Origin of the sequence: Glycomyces endophyticus (assembly GCF_039531525.1) — a bacterium.
In the GTDB taxonomy this organism is placed as follows: domain Bacteria; phylum Actinomycetota; class Actinomycetes; order Mycobacteriales; family Micromonosporaceae; genus Glycomyces; species Glycomyces endophyticus.
In genome coordinates this window covers 633,959-658,109 of sequence record NZ_BAAAQF010000005.1, presented here as the reverse complement: position 1 = coordinate 658,109, position 24,151 = coordinate 633,959, and the positions used below count along the sequence as shown (strand labels likewise).

At 73.4% G+C, this 24,151-nt stretch carries 27 protein-coding genes; 13 read left to right on the top strand and 14 right to left on the bottom strand.

What is annotated here, in order from left to right; genetic code table 11:
* Positions 1 to 28 precede the first annotated feature (28 nt).
* On the bottom strand, positions 29 to 598 hold the full coding sequence (locus ABD419_RS09760) for a TetR/AcrR family transcriptional regulator (protein WP_344485133.1): 570 nt from the start codon (positions 596 to 598) through the stop codon (positions 29 to 31).
* A gap of 89 nt (positions 599 to 687) precedes the next feature.
* Here ABD419_RS09760 and ABD419_RS09755 point away from each other — a divergent pair, with 89 nt between their 5' ends.
* A complete protein-coding gene (locus ABD419_RS09755) occupies positions 688 to 1,653 on the top strand; it encodes an alpha/beta fold hydrolase (protein ID WP_344485130.1) in 966 nt (321 codons plus the stop codon).
* A 36-nt stretch (positions 1,654 to 1,689) separates the two neighbouring features.
* Here ABD419_RS09755 and ABD419_RS09750 read toward each other — a convergent pair whose 3' ends face one another.
* A complete protein-coding gene (locus ABD419_RS09750; RefSeq protein ID WP_344485127.1) occupies positions 1,690 to 2,463 on the bottom strand; it encodes a VOC family protein in 774 nt (257 codons plus the stop codon).
* Positions 2,464 to 2,671: 208 nt separating this feature from the next.
* Between ABD419_RS09750 and msrA the strand changes: the two genes are divergently transcribed.
* Positions 2,672 to 3,226: a peptide-methionine (S)-S-oxide reductase MsrA gene (gene msrA, locus ABD419_RS09745; protein ID WP_344485124.1), complete on the top strand. Its 555-nt coding sequence runs from the start codon at positions 2,672 to 2,674 to the stop codon at positions 3,224 to 3,226.
* Positions 3,227 to 3,250: 24 nt separating this feature from the next.
* Here msrA and ABD419_RS09740 read toward each other — a convergent pair whose 3' ends face one another.
* Both ABD419_RS09740 and ABD419_RS09735 read right to left on the bottom strand, forming a co-directional pair.
* The gene (locus ABD419_RS09740; RefSeq protein ID WP_344485121.1) at positions 3,251 to 3,793 is read right to left on the bottom strand and encodes a maleylpyruvate isomerase N-terminal domain-containing protein; all 543 of its coding nucleotides are present in this window, start codon (positions 3,791 to 3,793) and stop codon (positions 3,251 to 3,253) included.
* A 47-nt stretch (positions 3,794 to 3,840) separates the two neighbouring features.
* Entirely contained in the window at positions 3,841 to 5,556 is a 1,716-nt protein-coding gene (locus ABD419_RS09735; RefSeq protein ID WP_344485118.1) for an IlvD/Edd family dehydratase, read from the bottom strand.
* A gap of 152 nt (positions 5,557 to 5,708) precedes the next feature.
* On the opposite strand from ABD419_RS09735, the gene ABD419_RS09730 reads away from it, so the two are divergent.
* The gene (locus ABD419_RS09730) at positions 5,709 to 6,392 is read left to right on the top strand and encodes an SDR family NAD(P)-dependent oxidoreductase (RefSeq protein ID WP_344485115.1); all 684 of its coding nucleotides are present in this window, start codon (positions 5,709 to 5,711) and stop codon (positions 6,390 to 6,392) included.
* A gap of 3 nt (positions 6,393 to 6,395) precedes the next feature.
* Here ABD419_RS09730 and ABD419_RS09725 read toward each other — a convergent pair whose 3' ends face one another.
* Together ABD419_RS09725 and ABD419_RS09720 are read right to left on the bottom strand one after the other, a co-directional pair.
* Positions 6,396 to 7,799, bottom strand: a complete 1,404-nt coding sequence (locus tag ABD419_RS09725) for an FAD-binding oxidoreductase (RefSeq protein WP_344485112.1) — start codon at positions 7,797 to 7,799, stop codon at positions 6,396 to 6,398.
* Between the two features lie 114 nt (positions 7,800 to 7,913).
* On the bottom strand, positions 7,914 to 8,672 hold the full coding sequence (locus ABD419_RS09720; RefSeq protein WP_344485109.1) for a DeoR/GlpR family DNA-binding transcription regulator: 759 nt from the start codon (positions 8,670 to 8,672) through the stop codon (positions 7,914 to 7,916).
* Between the two features lie 48 nt (positions 8,673 to 8,720).
* Between ABD419_RS09720 and ABD419_RS09715 the strand changes: the two genes are divergently transcribed.
* Both ABD419_RS09715 and ABD419_RS09710 read left to right on the top strand, forming a co-directional pair.
* A complete protein-coding gene (locus ABD419_RS09715; RefSeq protein WP_344485106.1) occupies positions 8,721 to 9,092 on the top strand; it encodes a DUF4406 domain-containing protein in 372 nt (123 codons plus the stop codon).
* Positions 9,093 to 9,131: 39 nt separating this feature from the next.
* On the top strand, positions 9,132 to 9,908 hold the full coding sequence (locus ABD419_RS09710; protein WP_344485103.1) for a metallophosphoesterase family protein: 777 nt from the start codon (positions 9,132 to 9,134) through the stop codon (positions 9,906 to 9,908).
* Positions 9,909 to 9,960: 52 nt separating this feature from the next.
* On the opposite strand, the gene ABD419_RS09705 is transcribed toward ABD419_RS09710, so the two are convergent.
* Positions 9,961 to 11,223, bottom strand: coding sequence for an MFS transporter (locus ABD419_RS09705; RefSeq protein WP_344485101.1), 1,263 nt, complete (start codon positions 11,221 to 11,223; stop codon positions 9,961 to 9,963).
* An 83-nt stretch (positions 11,224 to 11,306) separates the two neighbouring features.
* On the opposite strand from ABD419_RS09705, the gene ABD419_RS09700 reads away from it, so the two are divergent.
* On the top strand, positions 11,307 to 11,816 hold the full coding sequence (locus ABD419_RS09700) for an Lrp/AsnC family transcriptional regulator (RefSeq protein WP_344485361.1): 510 nt from the start codon (positions 11,307 to 11,309) through the stop codon (positions 11,814 to 11,816).
* A gap of 16 nt (positions 11,817 to 11,832) precedes the next feature.
* Here ABD419_RS09700 and ABD419_RS09695 read toward each other — a convergent pair whose 3' ends face one another.
* From ABD419_RS09695 to ABD419_RS09680, 4 genes are all read right to left on the bottom strand, one after another.
* Complete coding sequence (locus ABD419_RS09695; protein ID WP_344485099.1) at positions 11,833 to 12,261, bottom strand: GNAT family N-acetyltransferase; 429 nt, start codon at positions 12,259 to 12,261, stop codon at positions 11,833 to 11,835.
* 70 nt (positions 12,262 to 12,331) lie between these two features.
* The gene (locus ABD419_RS09690; protein WP_344485096.1) at positions 12,332 to 13,132 is read right to left on the bottom strand and encodes a Nif3-like dinuclear metal center hexameric protein; all 801 of its coding nucleotides are present in this window, start codon (positions 13,130 to 13,132) and stop codon (positions 12,332 to 12,334) included.
* 110 nt (positions 13,133 to 13,242) lie between these two features.
* Entirely contained in the window at positions 13,243 to 13,641 is a 399-nt protein-coding gene (locus ABD419_RS09685) for a cupin domain-containing protein (RefSeq protein ID WP_344485093.1), read from the bottom strand.
* Positions 13,642 to 13,811: 170 nt separating this feature from the next.
* Complete coding sequence (locus ABD419_RS09680; RefSeq protein ID WP_344485090.1) at positions 13,812 to 16,337, bottom strand: carbohydrate-binding protein; 2,526 nt, start codon at positions 16,335 to 16,337, stop codon at positions 13,812 to 13,814.
* A gap of 324 nt (positions 16,338 to 16,661) precedes the next feature.
* On the opposite strand from ABD419_RS09680, the gene ABD419_RS09675 reads away from it, so the two are divergent.
* The 3 genes from ABD419_RS09675 (at position 16,662) to ABD419_RS09665 (ending at position 18,393) form a co-directional block, all read left to right on the top strand.
* The gene (locus tag ABD419_RS09675) at positions 16,662 to 17,690 is read left to right on the top strand and encodes a LacI family DNA-binding transcriptional regulator (protein WP_344485087.1); all 1,029 of its coding nucleotides are present in this window, start codon (positions 16,662 to 16,664) and stop codon (positions 17,688 to 17,690) included.
* 80 nt (positions 17,691 to 17,770) lie between these two features.
* A complete protein-coding gene (locus tag ABD419_RS09670) occupies positions 17,771 to 18,193 on the top strand; it encodes a hypothetical protein (RefSeq protein ID WP_344485084.1) in 423 nt (140 codons plus the stop codon).
* Positions 18,190 to 18,393, top strand: coding sequence for a helix-turn-helix transcriptional regulator (locus ABD419_RS09665; protein WP_344485081.1), 204 nt, complete (start codon positions 18,190 to 18,192; stop codon positions 18,391 to 18,393). Before ABD419_RS09670 ends, ABD419_RS09665 begins: the two co-directional genes overlap by 4 nt.
* A 53-nt stretch (positions 18,394 to 18,446) precedes the next feature.
* Here the strand turns inward: ABD419_RS09665 and ABD419_RS09660 are convergent, their stop codons facing one another.
* From ABD419_RS09660 to ABD419_RS09650, 3 genes are all read right to left on the bottom strand, one after another.
* Positions 18,447 to 20,162 carry an FG-GAP repeat domain-containing protein gene (locus ABD419_RS09660; protein ID WP_344485078.1) on the bottom strand — a complete coding sequence of 572 codons (1,716 nt, stop codon included), beginning with the start codon at positions 20,160 to 20,162 and terminating at the stop codon, positions 18,447 to 18,449.
* A gap of 151 nt (positions 20,163 to 20,313) precedes the next feature.
* Positions 20,314 to 20,679: a hypothetical protein gene (locus ABD419_RS09655; RefSeq protein WP_344485075.1), complete on the bottom strand. Its 366-nt coding sequence runs from the start codon at positions 20,677 to 20,679 to the stop codon at positions 20,314 to 20,316.
* 102 nt (positions 20,680 to 20,781) lie between these two features.
* The gene (locus tag ABD419_RS09650; RefSeq protein WP_344485072.1) at positions 20,782 to 21,024 is read right to left on the bottom strand and encodes a hypothetical protein; all 243 of its coding nucleotides are present in this window, start codon (positions 21,022 to 21,024) and stop codon (positions 20,782 to 20,784) included.
* Between the two features lie 308 nt (positions 21,025 to 21,332).
* Between ABD419_RS09650 and ABD419_RS09645 the strand changes: the two genes are divergently transcribed.
* From ABD419_RS09645 to ABD419_RS09630, 4 genes are all read left to right on the top strand, one after another.
* Entirely contained in the window at positions 21,333 to 22,025 is a 693-nt protein-coding gene (locus ABD419_RS09645) for a hypothetical protein (RefSeq protein ID WP_344485069.1), read from the top strand.
* Between the two features lie 15 nt (positions 22,026 to 22,040).
* Positions 22,041 to 22,205, top strand: a complete 165-nt coding sequence (locus ABD419_RS09640) for a hypothetical protein (RefSeq protein ID WP_344485358.1) — start codon at positions 22,041 to 22,043, stop codon at positions 22,203 to 22,205.
* A 102-nt stretch (positions 22,206 to 22,307) separates the two neighbouring features.
* Positions 22,308 to 22,850 carry an anthrone oxygenase family protein gene (locus tag ABD419_RS09635; protein WP_344485066.1) on the top strand — a complete coding sequence of 181 codons (543 nt, stop codon included), beginning with the start codon at positions 22,308 to 22,310 and terminating at the stop codon, positions 22,848 to 22,850.
* A gap of 199 nt (positions 22,851 to 23,049) precedes the next feature.
* Entirely contained in the window at positions 23,050 to 24,150 is a 1,101-nt protein-coding gene (locus ABD419_RS09630) for a PP2C family protein-serine/threonine phosphatase (RefSeq protein ID WP_344485063.1), read from the top strand.
* Position 24,151: the final 1 nt, after the last annotated feature.

Here is a 24,151-nt window from a genome sequence, read left to right as displayed (position 1 = left end):
CCCCGGCGCGCGGGGAGCCGGGCGCCGTTCACTCCGGCCGTGCGCCGAGCGCGCGGCGCACGCCTTCGCGCAGGTGCTCGTCGGTGAGGCGGCCGCGGGTCGTGAACTCGAACATGAGGCCATCGAGCAGTGCAGTGACGACCTCGGCGTCGAAGCCGGGGTCGGGCGCGCCGGCCTGCGCGGCGACGAGTTCGGCGAGGTCGCGGAACTCGCTGCCGCACCGCGCCATCGCGTCGCGGACGGCGGCGTCGCGGGCGCCGGCGAGGTCGAGTTCGTAGCGCGCCAGCAGCAGTTCGCGGCTGTCGGTCCACCAGGTGCGGAGCAGGGCGGCGAGTTCGGCGAGGTCGGTCTGCTCGCGGGCGGCGAGCAGTTTGAGGGCCTGGCGCACGGCGGGGCGGGCGCGCTCGCCGTCGACCTCGACGATGCGATCGACGACCGCGAGGACGAGCTGCTCGCGGGTCTTGAAGTAGTACGTCACCGAGCCGTGCGGCAGCCCCGCCGCGTCCTGGACCGCGCGGTGGGTGAGTCCGCGGAGGCCCTGGTCGGCGATCACGGCGATCGCGGTGTCGAGCAGCTGGGCGCGGCGGTCTGTGGGCATGGTCGCAAGTCTGCCATGGGACTGGACGCCCGGAGCAGGATTCTCTACGTTTGTAGAACATATTTCTACATCTGTAGGAGAGCCTTCGCATGTGCAAGAGACGATCCACCCGCGCGCTCATCGCGAGCGCCGCCTCCCTGGCGGTGCTGACCGCCGCCCTGCTGTTCGCCGCCTACGCCTGGACCCCGGCGACATCGGACTTCGATTCGTCCTATATGGAGGATATCGAGTCGCGGTACGCGGAGACCTCCACCGCCCGCTTCCACTACACCGTCACCGGCGAAGGACCCCCGGTCGTGCTCATCGCGGGCGGGGCCATGTGGCTGCGCTCCTGGCACGACACGATCCCCGCGCTCGCCGCGAGCCACACCGTCTACGCCGTCGACATGCCCGGCCAGGGGTACACGGAAGTCCTGGACGAGGAATTCGCCTACGACCTCGATGCGATGGCCGGCGCGATCGGGGCGTTCTACGACGCCGTCGGCCTCGACGGGGCCTCGCTGGTCGGGCACTCGTGGGGCGGGGCCTGGAGCCTCTACTTCGCCGAGACCCGGCCGGAGCGGGTCGACGCCCTGGTCCTGCTCGACTCCCCCGGCCTGGACGCGGAGCGGGCGCGGCAGACCGAGCTGTTCAAGGTCCCCGTCGTCGGCGACGCCGCCGCGAACCTCACCACCGAGGGCATGTACGCCGACAGCCTCCGCAGCGCCTTCAGCCACGACGAGCTCGTCACCGACGCGATGGTCGACGAGGGCTGGGCCTGGTTCTCCGCACCGGCGCAGCGCGATGCGTTCGTGGCCCTCACCCGCGGCCTCGACTACGACCAGACCCACGCGCGGCTCGGCGAGGTCGCCGCGCCGACCCTGGTCCTCTGGGGCGCCGAGGACGAGTGGCTCCCGTCCGCACAGGCCGAGGGCCTGGCCGAGCGGATCCCCGACGCCCGCGCGGAGATCCTCCCCGGCTGCGGGCACGCCCTCCAGGAGGACTGCCCCGACGCGGTGATCCCCCGCATCGCGGCGTTCCTCGAACTCCGAACGGGCGCAGACGTGTCGCGGTGACGACAGCGCCGGGCGTGGTCATGCCGGAGGACGAGGCTACGGCCCGGCGGTCGGCGGTCCGGCGATGCCGAAGCGCGCGCCGGAGGGCGCGGCGAGCTCGGCGCTGAGGCGGCCGTCGGCGGAGGAGGGCCCGTGCACCAGCGCGCCGCCGTGCTGGTTCGCGCGCGCGACGGCCTCCTCGACCGAGTCCACGCCGTAGTAGGCGACCCAGCCGGTGGCCGGGGCACCGGCGCGCATGTCACCGAACGGGGCCTCGGCCCCCGCGGCGGTCAAGGCCGCCTGGGCCTCATCGCCGGTGACCGTCCAGTCGAACAGCCGCCGGTAGAAGTCGACGGACGCGGCGAGGTCGGCGGCGCCGAACGTGAACCGGACCGGTGCGCCGGTTCCGCCCGACGTCTGGAACCCGGCGCCGTCCGAGCGGATCTCGAAGAGGCCGAAGTGGGCGCCCGACGGGTCGTCGAGCAGCGCGTACACCAGGTCCTCGCCGACCGGGGCGGCCCCGATGACCACGCCGGCGCCGAGCGCGGTCGCGCGGGCGACCGCCGCGCCGCAGTCGGGCACCCGGAAGTAGACCGTCCAGCGGCTGGGCACGCCGGGGAGGAACCCGGGCGCCGAGCCCACGAGTCCGGCGACGGCCAGACCGCCGTCGCCGGGCGCGCCGACGTGGAAGTCGACGTAGTGCTCCACCTCGGCGCCGAAGCCGAGCGGGCTCCAGCCGAACACCGCGGTGTAGCAGGCCAGGTCGCGCTCGAAGTCCTCGGTGACCGAATCGGCCCAGGCGGGGGCTCCGTGCGGCATCGTCGCGGTCATGCTCGGCTCCTTCGCAGTCGGATGCGCCGCTCCGACCCTCCCACGGGGGACCGACACCGGCCGGCCGTTCCGCGCGGGACTGGAGATTGCCGTCACAGTCGCCCCGGTCGAGGACCAAGCGCGGCGGTTCGGTGGTTGGACTTGGAGGCACCGCACCCAGCGGCGCGGGAGGGCCGCCGTTCGGCCCGACGACAGAGGAGCACGGATCATGACCAGTGGAATCAACGACACGGGAGCGGTCACCCGCAGGCCCGGCACCGAGACGGCCGTGCTGGCCGGCGGCTGCTTCTGGGGGATGGAGGACCTCATCCGCAGGCAGCCGGGGGTGCTCGAGACGCGGGTCGGGTACACGGGCGGGACGAACGCGCACGCCACCTACCGCAGTCATCCCGGGCACGCCGAGGCGATCGAGATCGTCTACGACCCCGCGGCCACGACCTACCGCGACGTCCTGGCGTTCTTCTTCCAGATCCACGACCCGACCACGGTGAACCGCCAGGGCAACGACGTCGGCACCAGCTACCGGTCGGCGATCTTCCCGCTCAGCCCCGAGCAGGAGCGGGTCGCGCGCGACACGATCGCCGACGTCGACGCGTCCGGCCTGTGGCCGGGGAAGGCCGTCACCACGATCGAGTCCGCCGGGCCGTTCTGGGAGGCCGAGCCCGAGCACCAGGACTACCTGGTCAACTACCCGAACGGGTACACCTGCCACTTCCCGCGCGCGGGCTGGGTCCTGCCCGAGCGGGGCGCGGCGACCGCCTGACCGCCGCACCGGCGGCCGGACCGGTCACCAGGCCCGGCGCTCCTCGCGCCACGCCCGCATCGGCTCCGGCAGGTCGAGGCCGGTGAACTCCGGCGTCCAGTCGTCCGACCGGTACCCGACGCCGAGGTCGGTGTGGTGCAGCTCGACCTCGGTCAGGCGGCGGGGCAGGAGGAGCCGGGCCGGGAACAGCGGACCGTCCAGCACCGACACCTCGGCGTCCCAGGCGGCGGCGGGCAGTGACGCGGCCTCGGCGGCGAACACGTCGGCGCTCTCGCGCACGTCGTCGCGGAGCGCGGGCCCGGTGCGCGCGGCGCCCGCCTGGATCTCCGCCTCCCGTTCCTCCGGTCCGGCGTAGGCCGGGGTCACGACGCCAGTGCGGGCCCAGGTCAGCAGGTTCCGCAGGGCGTCGGCGTTCCGGGCGACGTGGGTGATGAGGTGCCCGCGCGTCCATCCCGGCAGGAGCGAGGGCCCGCGCACCTCGTCCTCGGCGAGCCGCGCAATGGCGGCCGCGAGCCGGTCGGTCGCCTCCCGCAGGGCGCCCAGCAGTTCGTCACGTTCGGTGGTCATGCTCGCATCGTATGCCCCGCAGGCGGAACGGTTCGGGAGCGCGGGGGTCAGTGGGACTCGCGGTGCACCTCCGCGCCGCTCGACCCCTGCAGGAAGTCGAGGTCGGCGCCGGTGTCGGCCTGGGTCACGTGGTCGACGTAGAGGCGCTCCCAGCCGCGGACGGGCTTCGCGTAGCCGTCCGTCGTGGCTCGACCGGGCGTCCGCGAAGCGAAGTCGCCGGCGGGCACGTCGAGGTCGAGGCGACGGTTCGGGACGTCGAGGATCACGACGTCGCCGGTGCGGACCAGTGCGAGCGGTCCGCCCGCGGCGGCCTCGGGGGTGACGTGCAGGACGACGGTCCCGTACGCGGTCCCGCTCATGCGGCCGTCGCAGATGCGGACCATGTCGCGGACGCCTTGGGCGAGCAGCTTCTTCGGCAGCGGCAGGTTCGCGACCTCGGGCATGCCCGGGTAGCCCCTGGGGCCGCAGCCGCGGAGGATGAGCACGGAGCCGGCGTCGACGTCGAGGTCCGGGTCGTCGACGCGGTCGCGGAAGTCCTCGATCGAGTCGAACACGAGGGCGCGTCCGCGGTGCTGGAGCAGGTGCGGGGAGGCGGCCGCCGGTTTGATGATCGCGCCGCCGGGGGCCAGGTCGCCGCGCAGCACGGTGATGCCGGCCGCGTCCTGGAGCGGCCGCGAGCGCGGGGCGATGACGTCCTCGTCCCAGATCCGCGCGTCGTCCAGGTAGGACACGAGCGGTTTCCCGGTGACGGTGAGCGCGTCCGGGTCGAGGAGGTCGCGGACCTCGCGGAGGACGGCCGCGAAGCCGCCCGCGCGGTGGAGGTCGTCCATGAGGTACCTGCCGGCGGGCCGGAGGTTCACCAGGAGGGGCACGTCGGCGCCGATGCGGTCGAAGTCGTCGACGGTGAGGTCGATGCCGAGGCGCCCGGCGATGGCGAGGAGGTGGACGACCGCGTTGGTGGAGCCGCCGATGGCCGCGAGCGCGACGATCGCGTTGTGGAAGGCGGCCTTGGTGAGGAAGGTCGAGGGGCGGCGGTCGGCGGCGACGAGGTCGACGGCGAGCGCGCCGGTGGCGTGGGCGGCTTCGAGGAGGCGCGCGTCGGGGGCGGGGGTGCCGGCCAGTCCGGGCGGGACCATGCCGAGGGCCTCGGCGACGAGCGCCATGGTGGAGGCCGTGCCCATGGTGTTGCAGTGCCCTTTCGAGCGGATGGTCGCGGACTCGGACTTGAGGAAGTCGGTCTCGCTGAGGGTGCCGGCCCTGACCTCCTCGGAGAGGCGCCACACGTCGGTGCCGCAGCCGAGGGCCTCGCCGCGGAAGGTGCCGGTGAGCATCGGGCCGCCGGGGACGACGACCGCGGGGAGGTCGACGGAGGCGGCGGCCATGAGCAGGGCGGGGATGGTCTTGTCGCAGCCGCCGAGGAGGACGACGCCGTCGACGGGATTGGCGCGCAGCATCTCCTCGGCGGCCATCGCGGTCATGTTGCGCCACAGCATGGCCGTGGGTTTGACGAGGGTCTCGCCGGGGGCGGTGACGGGGAGGTTCAGGGGGATGCCGCCGGCTTCGTAGACGCCGTGCTTGACCGACTGGGCGACCTCGTCGAGGTGGGCGTTGCACGGCACGAGCTCGGAGGCGGTGTTGGCGATGGCGATCTGGGGGCGGCCGCGGAAGGCGCTGTCGGGCAGGCCCCGGCGCATCCAGGCGCGGTGGATGTAGGCGTTGCGGTCGGTGCCCTCGTACCATTCGGCGCTGCGGAGTGGGTCCATGCTGAGCCGACCTCCGGACGGTAGACCTTATGAATCGATGAAGGTTAGTATATCGATAAATATGACTGGAGCGCGACAGCCGATCGCGCCGCCGGTCCGGCGGCGCGGGCCGGTTCCCGCGCTCCGCTCGCGGCCGACCGCAGGAGGAGAGCATGGGCGCATCGAGGGTCGCGGTCGTCACCGGGGGCGCGAGCGGGCTCGGCGCCGCGAGCGCGGCCCGGCTGCGCCGGGACGGCCTGGAGGTCGTGACGATCGACCTCGCCGAAGGGGCCGACCTGCGGCTGGACGTGACCGACGAGGCGGCGCTCGCGGCCGCGGCGGCGGAGACGGGGCCGGTCGACGTCCTCGTGAACTCGGCCGGGGTCATCGGCCGCAGTGCGCCGCTGCTGGATTCGACCCCGGCGGACTGGCGGCGGGTCCTGGACGTGAACGTGCTCGGCGTGGTCGGTGCCATGCGCGCGTTCGTCCCCGGGATGGTCGAGCGCGGCTGGGGGCGGGTCGTGAACCTCGCCAGCATCGCGGGGAAGGACGGCAATCCGGGCCTGGCGCCGTACTCCGCGTCGAAGGCTGCGGTGATCGCCCTGACCAAGTCGGCGGGCAAGGAGCTGGCCCTGACCGGCGTGCTGGTCAATGCCGTCGCCCCCGCGGTGATCGCCACGCCGATGAACGACGCGACGGCTCCTGACGTGCTGGCCCGCATCACGAGCCTGATCCCGATGCAGCGGGTCGGGCGGGCCGAGGAGGTCGCCGAGCTGGTGGCGTGGCTCGCGTCGGAGCGGGTCAGCTTCTCGACCGGCGCGGTCTACGACATCAGCGGCGGGCGCGCGACCTACTGAGGGTCACGCCGGGCCGTCGTCGGCTTCGAAGATGACCCCGGGGTTGAGGATGCCGTCGGGGTCGAGGGCGCGCTTGACGCGGCGCGAGATCCCGAGCAGGTCCTCGCCGATCTGGTCGACGAGCCAGGGGCGCTTGAGCCGGCCCACGCCGTGCTCACCGGTGATGGTGCCGCCCAACCGAATCGCGAGCTCCATGACCTCGCCGTACGCGAGGCGGGCGCGCGCGGCGTGGCCGGGGTCGCCGGGGTCGTCCACGATGAGCGGATGGGTGTTGCCGTCCCCGGCGTGCGCGATGAACGCGATCGCGACCCCGCGGGCGGCGGCGATGGCCTCGACGCCGGTGATGAGGTCGGCCAGCATCGGGAGGGGCACGCCCACGTCCTCCATGAGCAGCGGGCCGAGGCGCTCGACGGCGGGGATCGCCATGCGCCGCGCCTGCGCGAACCGCTCCCCCGCGGCCGGTTCCGCCTCGAAGGCCTCCAGCGCGCCGTGGTCGGCGAAGGCGCGGAGCATGGCCGCGATCTCGGCGCCGTCGGGGTGCTGGTCGTCGGAGCGGGCGACGACGAGTGCGGCGGCGTCGCGGCGCAGGCCCATGCCGAGCACGTCCTCGACCGCGTTGACCGAGAGGCGGTCCATGTACTCGAGCATCGACGGGCGCACGCGCGAGGCGATCGCGACGACCGCGCCCGCGGCCCGCTCGGTGCTGCCGAACCAGGCGACGACGGTCCGCGCGGGGGGCGGAGCGGGCAGGAGGCGGAGGGTCAGCTCGGTGATGACGCCGAGGGTCCCCTCGCTGCCGACGAAGAGCGCGAGCATCGACAGGCCCGCGACGTCCTTGAGCCGCGGCCCGCCCAGCGCGACCGCGCGGCCGTCGGCCAGGACCACTTCGGCGCCGAGGACGTAGTCGGCGGTGACGCCGTACTTGACGCAGCACAGCCCGCCCGCGTTGGTCGCCGCGTTCCCGCCGATCGAGCAGATCTCGAACGACGCCGGGTCCGGCGGGTACCAGAGCCCGTGCGCGGCGGCCGCGGCCTTGACCTCGGCGTTGAGCAGGCCCGGCTGTACGACCGCCATCCTGGTGTCGACGTCGATCCGGATCGCGCGCATCCGCTCGGTGCCGAGCACGATCCCGCCCTCGACGGCGGTGGCGCCGCCGGAGAGGCCGGTCCCGGACCCGCGCGGGGTCACCGGGACCCCGTGCGCGGAGGCCCACCGCATGACCGCCTGGACGTCCGCAGTGGACTCGGGCAGCACCACGGCGAGCGGCACTCCGGCGTCCGGGTCGAGCGCCCGATCGCGCCGGTACGGTTCCATCGCCGCCGGCTCCGCGAGCACTGTTACGTCGCCGAGGGCCGCGCGGAGGGCGCCGTGGAGTTCGCTCTCCCCGTGTTCCGCACCGGATCCCATCTGCACATGCTACTACCGCGGACCTCCTGGAACACGGGTTTGGAAACCGATGAACTCAGATGCATCGATGTGATTCGGCAGTGCGGGCGGGCGGCGGGAATCTCCCGCGTGGCGTCACTCGGCGGCCAGGAGGTCCAGGCCGAGTGCCTTGAGCCGCTTGACGACCGGGTCGCGGGGGTCGGCATCGGTGACGAGCCCGGCGACCTGGCCCCAGTCCAGGACGCGGTAGCGCGAGGCGGTGCCGATCTTCTCGGAGGAGGCGAGGACGTAGGTCTCGGCCGCGCGCGCGGCGAGCGCGCGCTTCATCGCGGCCTCCTCGGCGTCGCCGGTGGTCAGCCCCGCCTCGGGGTGGACGCCGGTGACGCCGATCAGGCACAGGTCGGCGGAGACCTGCTGCGCGGCCTCGACCGCGGCGGCGCCGCAGGCGACCGCCGAGTGCTTGAAGATGCGGCCGCCGAGCTGGAAGATCTCGGCCTTCGGGTGGTCGAGCAGCGCGGCGGCGATGGTCGGGCTGTGGGTGATGACGGTGCAGGCGAGGTCGCGGGGCAGCGCGCGGGCGACGGCGAGGGCGGTGGTGCCGCCGTCGAGGATCAGCGCGCTGCCGGGCCGCACCAGTTCGACCGCGGCCGCGGCGACCTTCCGCTTGCCGTCAGGGGCGACGGCCTGCCGCGCGGCGTAGTCGGCCGTGGCGGGCGAGACCGGGAGCGCGCCACCGTAGACGCGTTGGCACAGGCCCTCCGCGGCGAGGTCGCGCAGGTCGCGGCGCACGCTGTCCTCGGAGATGCCGAGGTCGGCGGCGACGCTCTTGGCGATGATCTTGCCCTCGTCGTCGAGGAGGCGGAGCAGGTGCTCGCGCCGTTCAGCAGCCAGCATGCACGTTCCTTCAAGTTGATGCACGTTTCTGCGTGTATTGTAGGGGGCATGAACGACAGACCGATGCTCATCCTCATCGCCGGCCCCTACCGCTCCGGCACCGGCGGCGACCCGGAGGCGATGGCCGCCAACCTCGCCCGACTCGAAGCCGCCGCGTGGCCGGTCTTCGAGGCCGGCCACCTCCCCGCGATCGGCGAGTGGATCGCACTCCCCGTCCTCCGCTCGGCCGGCGCCGGTCCCACCGACCCGCTCGCCGACCAGGTCCTGTACCCGACCGCCGACCGCCTCCTCCAGCACTGCGACGCCGTGCTGCGCCTGCCGGGCGAGTCGACGGGAGCCGACCAGGACGTCGCCACGGCCCGCCGCCTGGGCCTGCCCGTCTACCACGACCCGGCCGAGATCCCCCACCGCGACGGGTGACCGGCGGCGCCGATGCGGGGCCGTGGAAGACTCGGGCGCGTGTCCTCCTCGCTGCAGCGGATCGCGCTGCTGTCCGACGTCCACGGCAACCTCACCGCGTTCGAGGCGGTCCTCGCGGACATCGAGTCCCGCGGGATCTCCCGGATCTTCAACCTCGGTGACACGGTCGGGAAGGGCCCGCGGGGCTCGGCGTGCGTGGCGCGCTCGCGCGAGTGGTGCGAGGTGCACGTCCAGGGGAACTGGGAGGCGTCGCTGACGAACCCGGCGCAGATGGCCGGGTTCCCGCGCGGCGCCTGGTGGCGTGACGAGCTGCCGGAGGAGCAGCGCACGTGGCTGCGGGACCTGCCGCACTCGCACGACCTCCTCATGAGCGGCAGGCGGATCCGGGTCTTCCACGCCTCGGCGAAGAGCGTGTACCACCGGGTCTTCGCCGACCACGACGAGGCCGAGTTCGCGGGGATGTTCGCGAACACCGAGGCCACAGGCGGCGGCCCCGTCCCCGACGTCGTCGGCTACGGCGACATCCACGACCCGTACCTCGAGGCGGACCGCCAGGGCCGCACGCTGTTCAACGTCGGCAGCGTCGGCAACTGCCTGGCCGACCCGACCCCGAGCTACGTGATCCTCGAAGGCGTGCCCGACGCGGCCCGGCCGGCGCCGTTCTCGATCCAGTTCGTTCGGGTGCCCTACGACCGCGACGCCGAGATCGCGGTGGCGCGCCGCTCGGGCATGCCGGACGCCGACGTCTGGGAGGTCGAACTGCGCACCGGCGTCTACCGCGCCTTCCAGCGCCCGGCCGCCGCTCCTGGGGCTTGATCTGCATCTGCTGCAGGCCGAGATGCGGCACCGCGGCGTGCGGACCGGGCCGTCATTCGGCGCCGACGAGCGTCTCCTCGCGGGCAGCGGGCGGCATCGCCGGTCCGGTCGCCTTCCGCGACCACGCCACCGACGGGATCAGGGCCGCGACGACCGCTCCGGCCATGGCGAGCACGACGTAGCCGCCGAACGCCGCCAGCGGACCGCACGCCAGCCCGGCGGCCGCCGCGGCCGCTCCCATGCCCGCCTCCCCCATGCCTTCGCGCTTGACGCGCACCTCCCGCGGCAGCGACGCCGTCAGCATCGCGCTGCCGGAGACCAGCCCGAGGTTCCAGCCGGCCCCCAGGACCACCATGGCGGCCCCGAGCGCCCAGAGCGAGGAGGTGCCGGTCGCGGGGACGACGCACGCGGCGCTCATCACGACGCCGGCCAGCGCCGCGGTCCGGGCCGCGCCCAGGCGCTGGACCAGGTGCGCGCTGAGCACCGAGGGGGCGAACATGGCGGCGACGTGGGCGCTGACGACCAGCCCGACCGTTCCCAGACCGCCGCCGTGGTGGCCGAGGTGCACCGGGGCCATCGTCGACACGCCGACCATGACCAGGTTGGACAGGGCGAGGACGGCGAGTCCCGGTGCGGCCGGGCCGAAGCGGGCGGGCACCGTCGCCGCAGAGGGTGCGGGAGGGGCCGGCGGGGCGTCGGGCAGCCGTCCCGCGAGCAGCATGGCGATGGTGATCGCGAACGCCAGCGCCCCGAACAGGAACGGGCCGGCCAGTCCGGGCAGGTCGGCTCCTGCGGCGGCCAGGCTCGCGGGGGCGAGGAGGTTCGGTCCGGCGACCGCGCCGATGGTGGTCGCGGCCAGAATCGAGGCCATCGCCTTGGGGCGGAGGGCCTCGGGCACCAGTTCGGCGGCGGCGTAGCGGCCGAGCATGACCGTGCCGGTGCCGGCGCCGAGCAGTGCGCAGCCGATGAGGACGAGCGCGAGCGAGGAGGTCAGGGCCGCCGCGGCGACGGCGGTCGAGCCCGCCGCCGCGACCGCCGCGCCGGCGGCGAGGGTCCGCCGGCGTCCGAAGGGCACCGACAGGCGCGAGGCGGCCGTTGCGGCGACGGCCGAGCCGGCCACGAGCACCGTCTGCGGCAGGCCCGCGGCCGATTCGGAGCCGGTCACCTCGACGGCGAGCAGCACGCCGGCGGTGCCGGTCAGGGACTGGGCGAAGCCGCCGGCGACGCAGGAGGCCCGCAGGACCCGGATCGCGGGGCTTCGGAGAAGCGCGCGGCCGGACGCTTCGGGAAGGGCCGCAGTACGGTTGGATCTCATCAGGCGAGGCTAGAAGGGTCGCCGGCCAATTCGAATGGCTTTCGAACCGGTCTGCGTCTTATCGGCTTTGCGAACGAAAGGACATTGCCGTGAGCACTTGGCGGTCGCCCGAACTCGACGATGTGGACTGGAGCATCCTCGCGGAGCTCCAGGCCGACGCCCGCCTCTCCTTTAAGGAGCTGAGCCGCCGCGTCCACCTCTCGGCGCCGGCCGTGGGCGAGCGGGTGCGGCGGCTGGAGGAGTCGGGGGCCATCGCGGGGTACGCCGCGCGGGTCGACCCGGCCAAGGCGGGCCAGCCGATCCTGGCGTTCATCCAGCTGCGCTGCAAGTTCGGCAGGTGCCTGCTCAAGACCTCGGCCGCCGACGAGTACCCCGAGGTCACCGAGGTCCACAAGCTCAGCGGCGAGCACTGCTCGATGCTGAAGGTCCGCGCCACGTCGCTGGCGCACTTCGAGGGGTTCGTCGAGAAGCTCGGCCAGCACGGCGACATGCGCACCCACATCGTGCTGTCGACGCCCTATGAGGACCCGACGGTCACGCCGACACCGCCGGAGCGGGACGTGAGCGACTCCGACGGCTGGTCGGCCAGGTGACCACCTCCGAGCGGAGTCAGTCGAGGTCCTTGCTGAAGTGGAAGGCCATGATGGTCATCCGCTCCCGCATGTAGAAGCGGTGGGCGTCGCGCCGATGGGTGCCGGAGTCGAGATGCAGTGCGTTGCAGCCGAGTTCGCGCGCCCGCGCTTCGAGGTACCCCAGGAGGGCGCGGCCGACCCCGGTCGAGCGGGCGGCGGAGGCCGTGACGAGGTCGTCGACGTACAGCATCCGGAGCCGGTTGGTGTTCGCCACGGTGCGCCAGCCCGTCACCCCGACGCAGCGGCCCTCCGCGTACGCCGCGGTGAAGCGCAGCCCCTGCGGATGCCCTTCGTCGTAGACGGCGGCGAAGTCCTCGGCGCTCAGGTTCGGGCGGAGCTCTCGGAGGACGGGCAGCAGCTCCTCGATGAGCCGTGCGTCGCCGGGCTCGATGTCGATGATCTCCATCGCGGCATCATACGAGCGCCCGCGGCGGCCCGGCGCCGCACCCGAGGCGGGCGGCCGCGGCCCCGGCGGGTCAGAGCAGGCGGAACGGGTCCTCGGTGGGGACGAAGGCGACGGGGAGTCCGGGCAGGAGCGCCGCGAGGCGGTCGGCCGTCGCCGACATGCCCTCCTGCTCCGAGGGCACGTGCCCGATGACGATGAGCCCCTTGGCGAGGCCCGCGCTGGCGGCGTCGGCGGCGTAGGCGGCGGTCTCCCACTCGTTCGACTCTCCGATAAGGAGCACGTCGACGTCGGGGCGGGCGAGGACGGCGCGGTTCTTCTCGAAGCCCCAGAAGCCGGGCTGGACGCCGGCGGCGGTGACGGGGAGGTCGGGGTCGCCGATGTAGCGGAGGGCGGCGGCGCCGAGCGCCCGCGCCGCGTGCTCGGCGAGCGCGCCGAGGGTGGTGGCCGGGATGTCGAAGACCGTCGGCAGGCCGGCGCGTTCGAAGCCGGTCCAGCCCAGAGCGTGTGCGGCGCCGTCGACGATCCGGTCGGGGCTGGTGTCGTGGACCGCGTCGTGGAGGCGGCGCACAACGAGCCGGTGCCGGGCGATGAACGCCGACTTCGCGCCGTGGACGGGGTCGGCCTCGGCCGCGAGCGTCGCGTTCCACTCCTCGCGGTGGTGGAAGTAGAGGGGCTCATGGGTGATCACGAGGTCGAGCCCTTGCGCGACCGCGCGCTGGAGCACGTCGAGCGTCGCCATCATGGTGAACGCGACGCCGTGGACCTCCTGGTCCGGGCCGCCGGCGAGGTACTCGTCCACCGTCGTCTCGCGCCGGGGCACGCCGAGGTGCGCGTCGACGAGGTCCACCACGTCTTGAGCCGTCATCGCCATGCGAGCACTGTAACCGCTTGCGCAAGGCGCCGGTTCGGGCGTGTGCGCGGATGCCGGGGCAGGGCCGCCGCCGTTCGGCGGCGGCCCTGCCCGTCTCGGATGCGCGGACGCTAGCGCACGGCCCCGACCGGTTCGTGCTCGTGCAGGCGCAGCGACTCCTGCTCGGCCGGGTCGGTCCGGGCGACGAGGGCGGTGACGTCCTCGTCGCCGACGACGGGCTGGTGCAGCATGCCGGCCGGGATGTACACCATGTCGCCCGGTTCGAGGTCGGCCAGGTGCTGGAGCCGGTCGCCGTAGCGGATCTGGTGGCGGCCGGCGAGCACGTAGATCGCCGACTCGTGGCCGTCGTGCATATGGGCGTGCGTCTCGGTGTGCGCCGCGATGAACACGCGGTGCAGGCACAGTCGCTCCGACCCCGCCGACTCCCGGGACACACCCGCGGAGAACTCGCCGCCCTGCGCTCCCGCGTAGGACCCGTTCTCGCTCTTCAGGATTACCACATCATTCACGGCAGCACCATAACGGAGCCGCGGGGCGCGGAGGCGGGATTCATCCGATCGCGGTGTGTCGTATGTGGAGCGGGCAGGGGTCGGCGGCGCCTGTGCGCACCCTCTGCCGCCCCGTCCGGCGCCGGGCGGAGGCGGCCGGACGCGCGGATCGCGCGCGTCCGGCCGTCAGATCAGAACCCCGAGTTGCCGGGGCCCCGGTCGACCGTGAAGCCGCTGGAGGCGCTGAGGCCGCCGGAGGCGGCGCCGGTGACGGTCGTGTAGGCGAACGAAGCGGAGCCGGTCGCCTGGATCTCGATGCCGTAGGTGCCGGCGCCGTCGATCACAACGTCCTCGAAGGTGACGTTCTGGATCGTCCGCTGCCAGCTCATGAGGACGCCGGCGTAGGTGCTGTCCTCGATGACCAGGTCGCGCACCGTGACCGGCGCCGTGATGTCGGAGGTGTCGGCGTAGATCCACAGCGCGCCGAACCGGCTGTCCCAGTTCGGTTCGAGGCCGCCCGCTCGCACGAGGGTGTTGCCCTCGACGAGCGTCTCGCCGCTGAACGGGACGGGACTGAACCGGGTGCTCACCGCGATGCCGGCCGAGGCGGTGACGGTGTCGGCGATGCGGTTCCCGGTGGCGCTGTTGCCGCTGCCGCCGTAGATGGCGATGCCGTTGGCGAGGTTCGGGGTCTGGACCGTGTTGTCGCGGAACGCCGAGTCGGACACGGCGGTGCCGTTGGACCACATGGCGAGCGCGTCGTCCCCGGTGCCGCGGACGTGGCTCTGCTCGACCACGGTGTTGCGGGTGCCGCCGTTGAGGTGGATGCCGTCGGCGAACGTGTTGCGCACGCGCACGCCGGTGACGGTGAGCCCGTCGGTGCCGTTGTGGATCCACAGGCCGACCTTGGCGTGCTCGATCCACACGTTCGAGACCCGGGAGCCGGGCCCGAAGACGCCTTCGATCGCGGTGTCGGTGGTGATCTGGGCGTCGGGGTCGCGGTAGCGGACGTCGCCGTCGAACATGAAGTCCGCCAGGGTGACCTGGCCGCCGGTGGGCTCGATGCCGCCGCGCCCGTTCAGGCCCTCCAGGACCGAGTGCCAGGGGCCGGCGCCGCGCACGTCGGTGCCGGAGACCTGGACTCGCGAGCTGATGATGAAGCGGCCCTGGGGGATCCACACGCCGCCGCCGCTGCCCGCGGCGCTGACCGCCGCCCGGATCGCGGCGGTGTCGTCGCCGGCGTCGCCGGACACGGCGCCGTGGTCGGTGATGTCGACGTACCCGGCGGGCGCCGCGATGGGGTCGGGGACCTCCTCGGCGTCGACCAGGTCGACGTCGATGTACGCGGTCGCCGCGGTGTCCTTCTGGAGCCGGAGCACGGTCCCGGCCGCGAGGCCGCCGATCTCGATGCGGGACTCGTCGAAGAACCGGTGCGCGAGGCCGTCGGCGGGGTTGTTCGAGAACGGGTAGGCGCCGTAGACCCAGCTGTAGGCGCTGGTCAGTTCGAGGTCGGCGCGCTTCTGCCCGTTCGCGTAGACGGCGAGCGGCGCGGTGAGGCCGGCGCCGTTCGCGGAGTCGGGGATCGAGTAGCGCACGACGAGGGCGTCGGCGGCCTCGGCGAGGGTGAACTCGACGTACTCGCCGGTCCGGTCGAGGCGCACGGCCTCGCGGCCCGAGGCCTCGGAGGGCACGGTGCGGTAGGTGCGGTCGGGGCCGAGCACGGACGCGTTCGTGGCCGCGTCCTCGGCTTCGTACTCGGTGTACGGGAGGTCGGCGCCCTCGCCGCCGTCGGCCTCGCCCGGACCGCCGCCGTCGGCGACCGATACGGCGAGGCGGTCGAGGTTGACGTTGCCGGAGTCGGCCGCGTCGAAGCGGACCACGACGTCGTTGCGGCCCGCGGCCAGGTTCACGGCGGCGTCGACCGTGCCCCAGGACGCCCATCCCCCGGTGGCCGGGAGCGCGAGCTGGGTCGCCTTGGCGCCGTTGACGTACAGCGACAGGGTCATCGCGGCGCCGGTGCCGTTGGCGTAGCGCAGCTCGGCCTCGTGGGCCCCGGCGGCGGCCGCGGTGAACGCGAACGCGACGGCGGCGGCGCCCTTGTTGGCGTCGGTGAGGCCGCCGACGTAGCCGGAGCCGGAGTACCCGGCGTGCTCGGTCTCGACGCGGGCGCCGCCGGACAGGGCGGCGGCCTCGGCCTCGGCGGTGCCGGGCACCGCGGTGGCGCCGCCGGGGGCCGCGGGCGCGGCGACGGTGATCCGGTCGAGGTTGACGTTGCCGGAGTCGGCGGCGTCGAAGCGCAGTGCGAGCGTGTTGGCGCCGGCGGCGAGGTCGGCGGTCGCTGCGGCCGTCCCCCACGTCGCCCAGCCGCCGGTCGGCGGCAGCGCGACCTGCCGGGTCTTGACGCCGTTGACGTACAGCGACAGCGTCATGGAGGACCCGGTGCCGTTGGCGTAGCGGACCTGGACGTCGTGGCCGCCCCCTTGGGAGGCGGTGAGGCCGAAGGTCACCCGGGCGCTGCCCTTGTTGGCGTCGGTGAGGCCGCCGACGTAGCCGGAGCCGGTGTACCCGGCGTGCTCGGTCTCGACGCGGGCGCCGCCGGCCAAGGCGGCGGCCTCGGCCTCGATCACCGTCGGCGCGGCGTGGGCCGGTGCGGCGGGGAGGGCGAGGAGGAGCGGCAGTGCGAGGAGCACGGCGAGCAGGTGTCTGATGCGATGCATCGGCGTCGTCCTTTCTGGCGGCCGCGTCGTCGCGGCCCGTGGTGTCGATGTCGGCGGGCCCGGCCTGCCGGAGGGCACGGCCGATGCCCGGACCGGGGCGTCCGGCGGCGACGGTCCGGAGCGGGACGTCGCCGTCGTTCGGGCACGGTCCATCGACGGAGATCACGCTATTCGATGATGTATCGACGGTATAAATGCAGGTGAATATAGGTTAAGCGCTAAACCTTTGCGCTGAGCGTATCCGTGGATGTCACACTTGTCAATGTCGCGATTCGAGGCGGGCTCCGCCCGCGCCGCACCGATCCGCCCCGAAGGGAGCCCGCCTTGCCGCCCACGTTGAAGGACATCGCCTCGGAGGCCGGGGTCAGCCCCGCGACCGTCTCGAACGTGATCAACGGGGTCCAGGCGCGCGTCTCCACCGACACCCGCGACCGCATCCTGCGGATCGTCGAGCGCCACGGCTACGTCCCCAGCGCCTCGGCCCGCAGCCTCGCCGCGCGCTCGTCGCGCATCGTCGGCCTGCTCGTGCCGGCCGCCGACAAGGACAGCCTCACCCTCAGCCCCCACACCGCCGGCGTCGTCGGCACCCTCGAACGCGCCCTTCGCAGGCACGACTACCACCTGATGCTCCGCGGCATCGCCCGTCCGGCGGAGGTCACCGAGGCGCTGCGGTCGTGGAACCTCGACGGGGCGGTGCTCCTCGGCTTCCACGACGCCGACATCGACCGGCTGCGGCGCCGCCACGTCGGCGACGTCGCGCTGGTCGCGATGGACGCCTACAGCGACAACCCCCTCGCCCTCGCCGTCCGCTCCGACGACCACGCCGGCGGCCGCCTCGCCGCCCGCCGCCTCCTCGACCTCGGCCACCGCCGCATCGCCTTCGCCGGGCCCGCGTTCTCGGCCACGGGCGTCGTGCGCCAGCGCTACGAGGGCTTCCGGCAGGCGTTCGCCGACGTCGGCGCCGTCTGGGACGAGCGACTGCACTGCGTCGCCGACACCACCCGCACCGCCGGCCGCGACGCGGGCCTGCGGATCGCCGCGTCGCTCCCCGAGGTCACCGCGATCGTCGCCACCGCCGACGCGCTCGCCGTCGGCATCATGGAAGGCCTTGCGGCCGCAGGGAAGACGGTCCCCGGCGACGTCTCAATCGTCGGCTACGACGACGCCGACATCGCCTCCTTCGTCACCCCGAAGCTCACGACCGTCGCCCAGGACCTCCGCGCCAAGTCCGCCGTCGCCGTCCGGCTCCTCCTCGACCGGCTCGCCGGCCGCCCGCGCCCCGAAACGGCCGTCACCTTGGAGGTGGCCCTGATCGAGCGCGGCACCACCGCACCCGTGAGACGGGCCGCTTAAGCCGAACCCGCGAGTCAAGTGTGCTTGACATCGACGGCGGAAGTCAAGTTTACTTGACTCATCGACGCGAGGAGGAATTCGTGGACACCCCCGAGACGACAGCGCGGTACCGGGTCTCGAACCGGAGGGCCGCGCAGCTCATGCTGTGGACGCTGGCCTGGGCGGCCTCACTCGCCGCGGCGAGGTTCGGGCCCGAGCGGTGGTGGGACGCGCAGGCGTCGCCCGCGGCGAGCTGGGTCGCGATCGGCGTCAACGTGCTGGTCGGCGTCGCCTGGGTCGTCGCGTTCGCGCGCTTCCTGCGGGCGCTCGACGACCTGTGGCGCAAGATCATGCAGGACGCCCTGGCGGTCACGCTCGGGGCGGGCTGGGTGGCCGGCTTCGCCTGGGCCGCGGCGGACGCCGCCGGCCTCGTCACCGGCGAGGTGAACCTCGCCCTCTTCCCCGTGCTGCTGGGGGCCGTCTACGTCGCGGCGGTCGCCGTCGGCTGGATCAGGTTCCGATGAGGAACCGCATCGCGGCGCTGCGGGCCGAGCGCGGATGGACGCAGGCCGACCTGGCGAAGCGCATCGGCGTCTCGCGGCAGTCGGTCAACGCGATCGAGACGGGGAGGTTCGACCCGAGCCTGCCCGTGGCGTTCCGCCTCGCCAGGCTGTTCGGCCTGGCCGTCGAGGAGGTGTTCACCGACGAGCAGACCGACGGGTGAGCCCGTGCGGGGCCGCCCTGCCCTCGATGGTCCGAGGGCAGGGCGGCCCCGCGCTAGGCGATGAGGTTCATGCCGTTCCAGCCGTGGGAGAGGACGACGGGCGGGTGGGTGAAGCCGCCTGCGCCGTTGCCGGTGTACAGCCGCATGAGGCCGTCCGACATCCCGCGGGCGACGAAGTCGGCGTGGCCGTCGAGGCTCATGTCCCCGACCGCGGCGAGGGCGTCCGAGTCGCCCCAGCCGCAGCCGACGCGCACGGCGTTCTTGACGCCGCCGGTGCCCTTGCCGCCGTAGAAGTACAGGCAGCCGTCGGTGCGGTGGACGGCGAGGAGGTCGGCGAGGCCGTCGTGGTCGAGGTCGCCGGCGGCGGTGATCTCCCGCAGCGTGTTCCAGCCGGTGCCGATCTTCACGCGCGAACCGAGGCCGCCGTTCCCGTCGCCCGGGTAGAGCCACAGGTCGCCGGTGGACCGTTCGCGTGCGACCACGTCGACCTTCCCGTCGACGTTGTAGTCCTGACCGGAGACGACGGTGCTCATCGAGTTCCAGCCGGAGCCGATCTGCACCCTGTCGCCAAGCTCGTCGTAGCCGGCGCTCGGATGGAGGTACAGTGCCCCGGTGGCGCTCTCCCGGGTGAGGAGGTCGGCGATGCCGTCGCCGCTCAGGTCCCCCGCCTTCTCGATCAGGTCCATCTCCGGGAAGACGCCGAGCAGGGGGCGCTCGCTGAGCCAGAAGCCCCTGCCGTTGGTCTGGTAGAGGTGCACTTCCCCGGTGGCGGACTTGCGGGCCACGACGTCCGCGTAGCCGTTGGCGTTGGCGTCGTAGGTGCGGTCGACGACGACCGAGGGCAGCCGGTTCCCTCCCCAGTCGGGCGCGATGAGCTCCGGCGCGTGCAGCGCCCCGCCCGTGGTCCTGAAGGAGTTGAGCATGAGCGCGTTGGTGCGCGAGTCGATCCCGGCCAGGTCGTCGACGCCGTCGCCGTCGGCGTCGCCGATCGCGGTCACCTGGCGGTACGGGTTGCCGGTCGCGTAGGGCCAGAAGCCCAAGTGCCACTCGGGCTCGAACTTGAAGAAGTCCTCGCCCGTGTTGAACGCGGGGTATGAGCCCCACGGCCCGTCCACGGCCAGCAGGGCCACCCAGGAATTCGGGTCGACGGTGCCGAAGGTGACCAGCGAGTTGACGGTGTTCCAGGCGGCGGTCGGGTCCCAGTAGTAGGCCTCGCCGAACTTCCCGTTCCCCTGGCCCGGGTAGAGGTAGAGCGACCAGGTCGATTTGCTGACGGCCCAGATGTCGATCTTGTCGTCGTTGTTGAAGTCGCTGCCCGCGGTGAACGTGCTGATGTCGTTCCAGCCGTGCCCGACGGTGATGCGGGACCCGAAGTCCCCCTCGCCGTCGCCGGGGTAGGTGTACAGGTACCCGGTCTTGTTGTCGCGGGCGAGTAGGTCGGGCTGCTCGTCGCCGGTGAGGTCGCCGGCCATGACGATGTCCATGCCGCCCCATCCGCCGCCGCGCGAGACGCCCCACTTGTAGGTCCCGTCGCCCTTGCCCCCGTAGAACACCAGGGACCCGTCTGACTTTCGGATCGCCAGGAGATCCTGGAAGCCGTCGCCGTCGTAGTCGAGGGAGGCGAGGCACTGCCCCTCCTCCGGGGCGCAGCTGCTCTGGGCGTGCGCCGCGGGGACCGGCATGAGCACCGCGGTGAGGGCCGCGGCGGCGATCCACGTGGCGGTGCGGCCCGCGGGCCGCAGTGGAAGTTTCCGGAAGCGTCGGCTCATGTCGCGCTCCTGCGCGAGAACGAGGGCCGAGAGGGAGTCGCGTGCGTGCACGGAGGGGGTTTTCGCATACCGTCCATTATGGGCCCGCAGAGGAGCGTCCGTCGAGACCTGTTCCGCGTGCGTTCTCGCGCGTCCGCCTACTCAGGCGGCGCTACCGGTTTCGCCGGGCCCTCCAGGTCCGGCGCGGCCGGAGTTCGAGGCTGGGGACGACCGGCGGGTACGGCGGGTACTGCTCGACCAGGTCCTCCCAGACCTCGTGCGGGATCGCGAGGCCGGCGTCGATCATCGCCGCGCCGTGCCAGAGCCCGATCCCCTTGAGCGCCTTGGCGGTAGCGCGGCAGATCTCCTCGTTGAGGAACGCGAACCGCTCCCCGGCCGCGTCCCGCTCCCGCACCGCGGCCGGATCGGTCGCGTCCTGCAGGCGGTCCAGCACGTCGCCGAGCCGCTCGCACTCCTCCACCAGCGCCAGCACCGGCCGGAACCCGGCGGCGATCTCCGCGTCGGTCGACTCGTCCACGGCCCACCCCTTTCGGGACGGACTCTAGCCGCCGGCCGCACCGGCCGTGCCGGTTCCCGCGCCGGCCTTCCGGGACGTCACTGCGGGGCCCGGCGCGGTCGGTCAGCGCGGCATCCGCGAGGGGAGGTCGTTGATCGTGCCGGTGAGGTCGTCGAGGGCGCGGGCGATCCGGTCGGCCTGTTCCGCAGTGGCCCGGGAGAGGGCGATCGTCGCCCACACCTCCGCGAGCTGCACGTGGAGATCACGCGCCGCCGGGTCCTGCTCGTTGGCGGCGGCGGAGGCGTGGGTCACGGCGTTCTCCTGCGCCTCGTTCCACGCCGGCAGTTCGGACTCGGGAGTGGCCACGGGGCACCGTCCTCTCATCGGGGGCTCTCTCCTGTCGGCGTACCCCGATACGGCGCTGCGAAGCGTGGACGCACACGAATCCGCTGCGGCGCAAGGCGGTACCGAAGGCGCTGAGCCGCTTCCGGTCGGACTGCCACCGATCGAGTCACTGCCCGAATGCCGCTCTTGCACGGGTTTCATAGACTGCTCGGCGGTGCGACCGCGGCGGTCCGCTGCGCGAGCAGGAGGTGCGGGTGCTGGAGCGCCGGACGGCGCGACTGCGCCGCGACGGACGCCCGTGCCGCCACCCGAGAGAATGAGGACGTCTGATGCCCAAGGCCGCCGCGATCCAGCCCAACGAGTGGGCCACGATCCACGACAACTTCGAGCCGTTCGACCTCCACGCGCTCAACCGGGTCGTGCTCGACTACGCGCACATCGAACTGGCCCTCGCACGGCGCTGGCACCGGCGCACGGCGGCGGGCCGCGCGGCGGCCGCGACCGGGTTCGGCCTGCGCGTCGTCGGCCTGATCGCAGCGGTGGGCACGGGGTTCGTCATGCTCGCCGGCGGCGCGGACGGCGAAGCGCTCCTGCCGGTGGCGTGGGTCGGCGCGATCCTCTCCTGCTACACGGTGCTGAGCATGCTCATCCCCTGGCTGCTGACGCCGTACCGGCAGTGGGACCGCACGCTGGTCGGCATCACGGTGATGGTGGCGGTGGCCGCGGCGGCGTCGCTCGCGTCGGCGCTCGCCCGCGACTGGGAGGCGGCCCCGAACTGGGCCGTGGCCCTGCCGTTCGCGCTGCTGCTGGCGGTGACGGCCGGCGCGCTGGTCGTCCACGCGAGGCGCAGGTCCACCGAGAAGCCCCCGGCCGTGGACGCCGCGTCGCTCACGCCGGAGGAACTCGACCTGCTGCGGCGGGTCCGCCGCAGGGCGCTGGTGATCCTGCGCTCCCGCAACATCGTCGCCTACGCCGACTTGGAGGGGTTCGCCGCCGCCCCGTTCGACACGGACGGGACCTGAACCGGAGGCACGGGCCTGGCCGCCCTCTACGCCGTCGCCGCGGGCTGGTTCGCCCACGGCGTCTGGGACGTCGCCCACCACCGCGCCGACGCCGGCGTGGCCCGGACCGGCGCCGAGTGGTGCGCCGTCGTCGACCTCCTCATCGCCGCCCAGCTCGTCCTCATGCCGCTGCTGCTCTAGCGCACTCCCCAGGAACGGCAGACCGGCGGCGGTAGACGAATGCGCATGCAGTCGCGCCTGCGAGCCATGGAAGACCGCACCGGCGGGGGCTTTGATGGGAACATGACGAACGCACCGCGCACCCCCCGCCCGGCCCGCCGCCCCCTGCGCACCGGGGTCCTGCTCCTCGCAACCATGACGACCGGCCTGACGGCGGGCGTCTACACCGACTGGTCGAACACCGTCATGCCCGGTCTGGGCGGCGTCGACGACCGCACCTTCGTGACGGCGTTCCAGGCGCTCGACGCGGCCATCATGAACCCGCTGTTCCTGGGCGTGGAGTTCACCGGCTCGCTCCTGCTCATCGCGCTCGCCCTGGTCCTCCACCTGCGCTCCGGGCAGCGCGCCGCGCTGGTCTGGCTGTCGGTCGCGCTCGCGGCCTACCTGGTGTCCGTGGTGATCACCATGGGCGTCAACGAGCCGCTCAACCAGCAGCTGCGGTCCGTCACCGAGTTCGGCGGCGACGCCGACTTCGCGGCGGCCCGGGCCCTGCTGGACGAGGCGCGCTGGACCGCGTGGAACACCGTGCGGGCCCTGGCGGTGCTCACGGCCTTCGGGAGCCTCGCCTGGACGCTCGTGATCCACCGGCGGCCCACCGCCGCGTGACGACGGCGCGAATCAGCCGAGATAGCCCCGCGCGCCCCCTCCGACGTGCAATATCGACAGCAGCGGCACGTCGGAGGGAGGGGCCATGGGACCGCGTGCATTCGCGACCGCGCCGTCGGCGCGGTCGTTCGCCGCCCCGGGCGCCGGGATCAGGGACGGGTGCTCCACCGTGCCCGGCCGGGACTGATCGGACCGGGCCGTGGAACGCCTGCCGCAGATGCTCGCGCTCCGCAGGACCGCGGAGCTCGGGTGGCTGCGCGCGCTCCCGATCATCCTCGTGCTGGTCATGGTCCCGCTGGACCTCGTGGTCCTCGACGTCCACCTGTGGGCCGTCATCGCGGCCATGCCGCCCCTCGCGGCCCTGGTGAACGGCCCGCGCACCACCGCGGCCGTCGCACTCACGGCGGTCGCCTCGTGCATCCTGCTGCGGATCACGATGAACCCCGGCGCCCCCGAGCACCTCCAATCCGAGCTCGTCACCGTGGTCCTCATCGGCGCGGCCAGCGTCCTGATCGCGTTCCTGCGCGACCGCGTCCTCGCGCGGCTCCTCAGTGTCGACATGGTCTCGCAGGTCGCGCAGCAGGCCCTCCTTCCGCGACTCCCCCGCCGCGTCGGCGGCCTCGACTGCGCCGTCCGATCGCAGGGGGCGGACGCCGAGAGCCCGCTGGGCGGCGACTTCTTCGACCTCATCGACACGCCGTGGGGCGTGCGGGCCGTCATCGGCGACGTCTCCGGGCACGGCCTGAAGGCCGTCGCGACCACCGCGGCGATGCTCGGGTCCTTCCGCGAGGGCGCCCTCGACGACTTCGACCTGCACGGGCTCGGGGTGCGCCTGGAGCGGCGCATGCGGCTGCGCAACGACGGCAGCGGCGGCTTCACCGAGGAGTTCGCGACCGCCCTGCTCATGGCCTTCCCCGCCGACGGCGGCTTCGTCGAGCTCCGCAGCTTCGGCCACCACGCCCCGCTCCTGCTGCGCGGCGCCGAGGTCGAGCCGATCCCGGTCCGGCCCGCGCCCCCGCTCGGCCTCCTCGGCGAGGAGCACCTCCAGACGCTCGCCGTGGGGCGGTCGCTCGAACCCGGCGACGTGGTCGTCGCGTACACCGACGGCCTCATCGAGGCGCGCGACCGCACCGGGCGCGAGTACCCGCTGGTGGAGCGCCTCCGCGAGCGGCTCGCCGCCGGCGAGGCGTTCCCCGGCCCGGCCGCCGTGGTCGACTTCCTCTTCGCCGACGTGCGCGAGCAGGGCTACCGAGTCACCGACGACATGGCCGTCCTCGCCGTGCGGGTCCGCCCGGCCTGAA

What these genes read in the sequence shown, in the direction of transcription:
- msrA (WP_344485124.1), top strand. Translation starts at nt 2,672, where the DNA reads ATGACCAGTGGAATCAACGACACGGGAGCGGTCACCCGCAGGCCCGGC.
- ABD419_RS09660 (WP_344485078.1), bottom strand. Translation starts at nt 20,162, where the DNA reads ATGAGCCGACGCTTCCGGAAACTTCCACTGCGGCCCGCGGGCCGCACC.
- ABD419_RS09725 (WP_344485112.1), bottom strand. Translation starts at nt 7,799, where the DNA reads ATGGGATCCGGTGCGGAACACGGGGAGAGCGAACTCCACGGCGCCCTC.
- ABD419_RS09750 (WP_344485127.1), bottom strand. Translation starts at nt 2,463, where the DNA reads ATGACCGCGACGATGCCGCACGGAGCCCCCGCCTGGGCCGATTCGGTC.
- ABD419_RS09635 (WP_344485066.1), top strand. Translation starts at nt 22,308, where the DNA reads ATGACGAACGCACCGCGCACCCCCCGCCCGGCCCGCCGCCCCCTGCGC.
- ABD419_RS09715 (WP_344485106.1), top strand. Translation starts at nt 8,721, where the DNA reads ATGAACGACAGACCGATGCTCATCCTCATCGCCGGCCCCTACCGCTCC.
- ABD419_RS09645 (WP_344485069.1), top strand. Translation starts at nt 21,333, where the DNA reads ATGCCCAAGGCCGCCGCGATCCAGCCCAACGAGTGGGCCACGATCCAC.
- ABD419_RS09735 (WP_344485118.1), bottom strand. Translation starts at nt 5,556, where the DNA reads ATGGACCCACTCCGCAGCGCCGAATGGTACGAGGGCACCGACCGCAAC.
- ABD419_RS09705 (WP_344485101.1), bottom strand. Translation starts at nt 11,223, where the DNA reads ATGAGATCCAACCGTACTGCGGCCCTTCCCGAAGCGTCCGGCCGCGCG.
- ABD419_RS09730 (WP_344485115.1), top strand. Translation starts at nt 5,709, where the DNA reads ATGGGCGCATCGAGGGTCGCGGTCGTCACCGGGGGCGCGAGCGGGCTC.
- ABD419_RS09695 (WP_344485099.1), bottom strand. Translation starts at nt 12,261, where the DNA reads ATGGAGATCATCGACATCGAGCCCGGCGACGCACGGCTCATCGAGGAG.
- ABD419_RS09665 (WP_344485081.1), top strand. Translation starts at nt 18,190, where the DNA reads ATGAGGAACCGCATCGCGGCGCTGCGGGCCGAGCGCGGATGGACGCAG.
- ABD419_RS09680 (WP_344485090.1), bottom strand. Translation starts at nt 16,337, where the DNA reads ATGCATCGCATCAGACACCTGCTCGCCGTGCTCCTCGCACTGCCGCTC.
- ABD419_RS09755 (WP_344485130.1), top strand. Translation starts at nt 688, where the DNA reads ATGTGCAAGAGACGATCCACCCGCGCGCTCATCGCGAGCGCCGCCTCC.
- ABD419_RS09720 (WP_344485109.1), bottom strand. Translation starts at nt 8,672, where the DNA reads ATGCTGGCTGCTGAACGGCGCGAGCACCTGCTCCGCCTCCTCGACGAC.
- ABD419_RS09690 (WP_344485096.1), bottom strand. Translation starts at nt 13,132, where the DNA reads ATGGCGATGACGGCTCAAGACGTGGTGGACCTCGTCGACGCGCACCTC.
- ABD419_RS09760 (WP_344485133.1), bottom strand. Translation starts at nt 598, where the DNA reads ATGCCCACAGACCGCCGCGCCCAGCTGCTCGACACCGCGATCGCCGTG.
- ABD419_RS09740 (WP_344485121.1), bottom strand. Translation starts at nt 3,793, where the DNA reads ATGACCACCGAACGTGACGAACTGCTGGGCGCCCTGCGGGAGGCGACC.